Source organism: Sulfuricurvum sp. (assembly GCF_028712165.1).
In the GTDB taxonomy this organism is placed as follows: Bacteria; Campylobacterota; Campylobacteria; order Campylobacterales; family Sulfurimonadaceae; genus Sulfuricurvum.
This window is the reverse complement of sequence record NZ_JAQTQR010000105.1, coordinates 1-6,685: the sequence shown is the minus strand read 5'-3', so window position 1 is coordinate 6,685 and position 6,685 is coordinate 1. Positions and strand designations below refer to the sequence as shown.

Genomic DNA, 6,685 nt, shown 5'->3' with positions numbered 1-6,685 from the left:
GAATGTGGGGATGGCTCGGATGGTTCATTACCTTTAACTTTGTCAATATGGCTTGGGTATTTTTCAGATCCAAAGATTGGCCTATGGCTCAAAATGTTCTTAGTGGAATGATAGGACTTAACGGTATTGTTCTTCCTGATACTCTCGCCAGCAGATTAGGATTTTTGGAAAAATATTCGGTCGAATTCGGATTAATATTGTCACAAATCGGTGGACCTTCAAAATATGCAGCAATGTTACTCTTCTTGGGTGCTATCCTCTATATTAAAAACTCTAATGAAATGGCATCCGAATTTGTAGGGAGTCTAAAAAATAAGATCTTTGTTTCTCTTTTATTATTTGCAGGGATAACATTATTGGCACGTCATAGCGAATTTTTATATTTTAGGTTTTAGCACATGAAAAATAAATCTTTTTCAATCACTGTATTTTTTACGACGGCTTTGCTTATCTCTTTATTGGCTTTGTTTAATTATTTTTTTGACAGTTATGGCTTTTTTCAACATAATAAAGGATTGAGTTCTGCGGCAAAAGCTATTGGTCAAGGGAAGATAGTAGCGGGATTAGAGAACTATGATGAACGGCTATTTCAAAAACAAATTTATCATAATTTTGAAAAAACTCCTGATTGCATTGCCCTCGGATCTTCGAAAAGTATGATGATTGAATCAAACATGGTGACATGTCATGGTAAGTTTTTTAATCATTCAGTTTCAGATGCAAGCTTGGAAGATTATATTACTATTACCGGAATATATGCCAAAGAGGGTAAATTGCCCAAGAAAATTATTCTTGGAATTGATGCATGGATATTTAATAAAAATACGGGGCGAGGTGATTGGGAAATACTTAAAGAAGAGTATTCATTTATGCTATCCCAAATCAGTAGTACTAAAGACAACAAAATAAATGATACTAAAAATAATTATTCTCAATTGATTAATTTTGATAATACAATCTATAATATTAAACATTTGAACAAAAATAACCTTGTTAAAGTTGTCACAAATGATAATATTGATTCATCGATTAAAAGGGCAGATGGATCAATAGAATATCCATATAAGATTAGATTTCAATCGGATGCTGAGACAAAAAAGAATGCACTTAATTATATTAGTGGAAAAGTATATAATCTAGAAAATTTTGATCAATTGTCAAACATACAGCTCTTTGAAGATTTCATAGATTATCTTCAGAAACATGGTGTCGAAGTAGAGTTTTTTCTCCCCCCTTATCATCCAATCGTATATGATTACATCAGTAAAAATATTAAGTATCACAATGTTTTAAATGTAGAAGATTATTTAAATAATTTTGCACATCATCACAAAATAAAGATAGTTGGCTCATATAATCCACATAAATACGGATTGACATCAAAAGACTTTACAGATGGTATGCATAGTAAATCTTATGTATCGGCAAAAATTTTAAAATAATATTTTTGATTATCTTTGCACGTGGGAAAATTTGACACAATAGTATACTAAGCTTTAATCTCATTATATTTCTAGTGAGAAGATGGGATATAATCTACTACATTTAGTTTTGGGGTTAAGCTATGTTACTCAGTGATCTTGTTACGTACAAAAATGATTGCATCAGCATTGACGCAACGCTCAATGAGGCTATTGATAGAATGGGCCAAGATGGAATCAGCCATGTAATACTGGTTGAACATGGCGCAGCTATCGGAATACTAACTCTTAAAAATATTATTGAGTTCTATCGTAACGGAATGGATGGAGAAATCAAAGCGATTGACATCGCAAGTTATCCTGTACTTTCGATTCATAATGATCGTCCTGTAGAGATGGCAATAGAATTGATGATCGATTATGATGTACGCAGATTGGTTCTGATAGATGAAAAAGGGAATTACATCTCCACCTTGCTTCAGAGTGATATTCTTTCCTACTATGAGAGTAAAGTACATACGGCACAAGAAGTATTCCAGTGTCTTAACCGCCGTAACCGTGCAGTGTCGATTCATAATGAAGCCAGTGTATTGGACGCGATCCACCTTCTCCAAAGTGAAAGCAGAGACGTTCTTATCGTACTCGATAAAAATACTCCAGTCGGTATTGTGACGGAGCAGGATATATTGGAATTAGCCTATCGGGGGATTTCAAGCGGAGAATCTATCTCCGGTTATATGCATTTTCCTATTTTTACCGTTGAAATGAATGAGAAAGTTCATGATGCGATCAATATGATGAGAGAAAAGGGTATTCATCATTTAATGGTCAAAGGGAGAGATAACGATTTATTCCTCTTGTCTGAAAAAGATTTGGTACTCAATTATAACACGGCATTAGAAGTAAAACTCGAATCAAAACTTCGTGATACGAAAGCAACGTACAATTTATTGGGACTTGCGTTTTGTGAAATCATTGATTTGGGTGAACAACAGATTATAAAATGGCTTAATGCCGAAGCAATGATGACTTTTCTGGTTAAAATCGATGACTCCGTATCTAAAATGTTTCCGGATGAGATTTGGCAAACGCTTTTACATACGTTACGCACTCAGGGGGGTGTGGATAAAGAGAAAATTGAAATCGGCGATCGTGTGTATGAAGTAACGTTGATCGAAGCCGAGGTCAACAATCAACCTATCATGAAACTTTTTTTAAACGATATCAGCGAGTTGGTTCGACTGGGTGAAGAGTTACGCAAAACGATGGAATATACGATTGAGCTTGAGCAGGAGAAAAGCCGGCTTTATCTGGATGTTGCATCGGTTATGTTTTTGGCATTGAACAAAGAGGGAAAAGTCGATCTGATCAATCCCAAAGGGTGTCAACTCTTAGGAATCAGCCAGGAAGAGGCAATCGGGAAAGATTGGTTCGAAGTTTTTACATCCAGCGAAGATAGAGAGATGACGAAAACGTTATTTACTGATGTTGTCTCCGGCAGACGTGAGGTAGTAGAATATTACGAAAACAAGGTATATACCAAAGAGGGAAATACGCGGGTCATTGCATGGCATAATGCATTATTGAAAGATCGCAACGGCGAGATAATAGGGACGTTTTCTTCAGGTGAAGATATCACCAAAATCCGAGAGTCGGAGAGGGAAATTGAACGGATGACACATTACGATGTGCTGACCAATCTGCCGAACCGATTGCTTTTGGGAGCACGCTTAGAGCACTCTATGCAGAGGGCGAAACGGGAAAAGACGAAGCTCGCAGTGTTATATGTGGATATCGATAACTTTAAAGATATTAATGAATCCTATGGGTACAATGTAGGAGATTTGGTCATTAAACGAATCTCTTCAGTGATGAGAACGCTGATTCGTCAGGAAGATACGATTGCTCGTGTAGGGGGCGATGAGTTTGTCATTATATTGGAAGACATTCAGGATATCAGCGAATGTGAACGGACTCTGAATCAGATTATGCATCTTTTTAAAGAGCCGATAGATACCCCATCCGGCGATTTAAAATTGACGGCAAGCATCGGAGTTACCATTTATCCTGATGATGCGGAGGATGGTGAAACCCTCTTAAAGAACGCCGATATTGCATTGCGTCGCGCTAAAGAGAGTGGCCAAAACAGTTATTATTTTTATACTCAGGAGATGAGTGTTCAGTTATTTGAACGGGTACTGATGGAGCGGGAGCTTCACCGTGCGGTTGAAGAAAAGGAATTTATCGTTTACTATCAGCCGCAGATCGATCTCAAAAGCGGCAGGGTAGTTGGTGCGGAAGCCTTGGTACGGTGGCAGCATCCAACGATCGGGATTGTGCGGCCCGATATGTTTATCCCTTTGGCCGAATCCAATCGTCTTATCATCCCCATCGGTGAACAAGTATTGGCTCAAGCATGTGTCACCGTTAAACGTCTTATAGAAAAAGGGTTGTTTAAAGGGAGGATATCGGTCAATGTATCGGGAAAACAATTCGAACGTCCCGATGTTGTCGAAACGATTCATCGTATAATTACCGAAAGTACTTTGGCCCCGGAGTTTGTCGAGTTGGAGATAACAGAGAGTGTCTTGATGAGTGATCCGAAGGAATTGGGAGAAAAGCTGATAGCATTAAAAGCGCTTGGGATTGAAGTAGCAATCGATGATTTCGGTACGGGGTATTCAAGTTTGAGTTATCTAAAAAGTTTTTCGATCGATAAACTGAAAATTGATCAGTCGTTTGTCCGCGGGATTCCGGATGACGAACAAGACAGCGCGATAGTTAAAGCGATTATAGCAATGGCTCATGCACTAGGACTGACGACGATTGCAGAGGGGATAGAGGATGAGATCCAAGCGAATGCATTAAAAGAATGCGGATGTCAGCAAGGACAGGGATATATATATGCTAGACCGCTCAGTGAAGAAAAATTTGAGGAATTTTTGAAGTATAATGAGATATCCAAATCATAAGGATTAAACATGGCCTATATTGCACAATTAAAACATTTGATTCAAAACGAGTTGATTCCCGATGTCGAGGATCATATTGATGAGATTTTCGAATCCATAGCATCGCAAAAAGATGCAACTCCCCAAGAACGGGCACAACTGGAAGATATGCAAGCATTACGTGATGAGTATAAAGAGCTTCTCAAAGAGATCCAAAGCGGTGACGTTGATGAAGAAGAAGCGGAACAGCTTTATACCGAGCTTACCTCTATGCGTGAGAACGATGAGGGAGATGAAGATGATGATTTACTCTACGATGATGAGGATGAAGAAGACGAAGACGATTATGATGAGTTTGACCTTGATACTGAAGACGATCAGTATTAATGGCGAAATACGTTTTACTCGATACTGAGACGACAGGAGCCGGAGATACCGATCGTATCATCCAGCTCGGTTTTATGGTTTTGGACGGTAAAAAGGTCGAAGTTCATAACGATTTGTGTTCGGCTCCTCTTCCTATCGGATACGGAGCGATGGAGGTACACGGTATAACTCCCGATATGATTGAAGGGAAGCCGCCGTGTACTGAAACATCAGCTTTTCAGGCATTATGTGCTCTCAATACTCCCGAAAATATTCTTATCATTCATAATGCCCCTTTTGATTTAGGGATGTTGGCAAAAGAAGATTTTACCTCTCAAATGCGTCTTATTGATACGCTGCGATGTGCGAGACATCTATTTGATGATGAAGAAGCACACCGATTGCAGTATTTTCGGTACCGTCTTGGGTTGTACAAAATTGAGCAAGCCGAAGCGGATGCTTTGGGAATCGAAGTAAAAGCGCATGATGCCATAGGTGACGTACTGGTGTTAAAACTGTTTCTTAGCGAGCTTCGTAAACGATTGCAAGAGAGATTTGAGGGGGTTAATCCGATTGATAAGATGGTCGAATTAACCCAAACACCGGTTTTTTATACCCGGCCGCTGAAATTTGGCAAGTACAAAGGCAAAACCCTCACCGAGATTGCCGAAGCGGACAAAGGGTATCTTACCTGGATGCTTAATAATATGGATACTCTCGATGAGGATATGCGCTACAGTATCGGGAAGGTTTTAGGTTAAAACGTCGTTTTTGTTGATGTAGCGATTTCGCTGAGGCGGTATGCGGCATCGACATGACCGTTTTTCATCGCTTTTCTCCACCATTCCATTGCCTTATCAATATCCTTTTCAACCCCTTCGCCGTAAAAGTAGATCATTCCCATATGAAACTGTGCTTCAGGGTCACGTTTGTATGCGGCTAACGGATAAAGAATTTCATACGCTTTTGTAAAGTCTTGTGCATCATAGGCGGCGATGCCTGCATAAAGTTCTTCCATGGTTAAAATCCTTTTAAACTATTGGTGACATTATAGCGTTGCTGAATTTTTTTAGGCTGATGGATTATAATGCGCGTTATGAACTACAATGAGCTAAGCGGAAAATCGATTTTACTGTTGGGGAAAACCCGTGCTTTGAATACTGAGGAATTTGACACCCTCTTAAAATTGCATAAAATCGAGCGAGTCGGCAGTTACCATGATGAAGTTGCTCTTATTATCGAGGGTCGGATGATGAACCCTTACGAACAGGCAGAATCGGCGCGACTTTACGAGATAGGGGACACTCCTATTGTGGAACTCTCCCATTTCGAGGAGTGGCTATGCCAAAGTATCGAACCTAATCGGCTGCTGATGAGCCTCAAGCTTTCCCGGAATCAGGAACGGCTTGTCGATTTTCTCCAAAATCCCTATATTACGGATGAGCTGTTTTTCAAACTTTTGAAGCTTTATGATTGGCAGAATGAGGGTCTGTTTGATAATGACACCAATCGTGACGTAACCGCCTCGATCATTGGACGATTTTACGAAGATTTGGATCGGAATCACAATGTCCAGTATGCAATGAGCGGCTTGGCACATTTGATCGAGCGTTATGGTAATACTGAGCTGATCGAGGCGATTGCTCAGCTAGCTCCGATAGAGCGTGAAATCAAGAATCCTACCGACCGATCGTATAGCGGGGTATTAGATACCATTGCGCTCCATCCGGATACTCCCGAATCGCTGCTTCGGCTGCTGCTTACAGAACGTTCCGAACTCTTAGCCCATCGGGTTCCCCTCTCGCTTGAAGAGGAGCTGTTAAAGGTCGAAAAACTGCATTCTATTTTGGCACAGAATGAATCTCTCTCCTATCAGGGAGCACAGTTTTTAGCGGACAGGGCAGGTGATCTTTTAGCCGCTCATATCGTTTTGGATGAAGAGTGGTT

Annotated in this window: 5 protein-coding genes and 2 pseudogenes; 6 read left to right on the top strand and 1 reads right to left on the bottom strand. The window is 40.0% G+C overall.

Annotated elements, in window-relative coordinates; genetic code table 11:
* The 5 genes and pseudogenes from PHP90_RS13415 to PHP90_RS13395 form a co-directional block, all read left to right on the top strand.
* Window positions 1–395: pseudogene (locus tag PHP90_RS13415) on the top strand (MBOAT family protein); the annotation flags it as partial.
* 3 nt (window positions 396–398) lie between these two features.
* Window positions 399–1,442, top strand: a complete 1,044-nt coding sequence (locus PHP90_RS13410; RefSeq protein ID WP_299930925.1) for a hypothetical protein — start codon at window positions 399–401, stop codon at window positions 1,440–1,442.
* A 122-nt stretch (window positions 1,443–1,564) separates the two neighbouring features.
* Window positions 1,565–4,393, top strand: coding sequence for an EAL domain-containing protein (locus tag PHP90_RS13405; RefSeq protein WP_299930923.1), 2,829 nt, complete (start codon window positions 1,565–1,567; stop codon window positions 4,391–4,393).
* Between the two features lie 9 nt (window positions 4,394–4,402).
* Window positions 4,403–4,759 carry a hypothetical protein gene (locus PHP90_RS13400; protein ID WP_299930921.1) on the top strand — a complete coding sequence of 119 codons (357 nt, stop codon included), beginning with the start codon at window positions 4,403–4,405 and terminating at the stop codon, window positions 4,757–4,759.
* Window positions 4,759–5,499, top strand: coding sequence for an exonuclease domain-containing protein (locus PHP90_RS13395; protein WP_299930919.1), 741 nt, complete (start codon window positions 4,759–4,761; stop codon window positions 5,497–5,499). Before PHP90_RS13400 ends, PHP90_RS13395 begins: the two co-directional genes overlap by 1 nt.
* On the opposite strand, the gene PHP90_RS13390 is transcribed toward PHP90_RS13395, so the two are convergent.
* Window positions 5,496–5,756: a hypothetical protein gene (locus PHP90_RS13390; RefSeq protein WP_299930917.1), complete on the bottom strand. Its 261-nt coding sequence runs from the start codon at window positions 5,754–5,756 to the stop codon at window positions 5,496–5,498. The genes PHP90_RS13395 and PHP90_RS13390 overlap by 4 nt on opposite strands.
* A 78-nt stretch (window positions 5,757–5,834) precedes the next feature.
* Between PHP90_RS13390 and PHP90_RS13385 the strand changes: the two are divergent.
* A pseudogene (locus PHP90_RS13385) lies at window positions 5,835–6,685 on the top strand (hypothetical protein); the annotation flags it as partial.

Excerpts from the sequence above, each read along its gene's own strand:
- PHP90_RS13410 (WP_299930925.1), top strand. The coding sequence starts at position 399 with ATGAAAAATAAATCTTTTTCAATCACTGTATTTTTTACGACGGCTTTG.
- PHP90_RS13405 (WP_299930923.1), top strand. The coding sequence starts at position 1,565 with ATGTTACTCAGTGATCTTGTTACGTACAAAAATGATTGCATCAGCATT.
- PHP90_RS13400 (WP_299930921.1), top strand. The coding sequence starts at position 4,403 with ATGGCCTATATTGCACAATTAAAACATTTGATTCAAAACGAGTTGATT.
- PHP90_RS13395 (WP_299930919.1), top strand. The coding sequence starts at position 4,759 with ATGGCGAAATACGTTTTACTCGATACTGAGACGACAGGAGCCGGAGAT.
- PHP90_RS13390 (WP_299930917.1), bottom strand. The coding sequence starts at position 5,756 with ATGGAAGAACTTTATGCAGGCATCGCCGCCTATGATGCACAAGACTTT.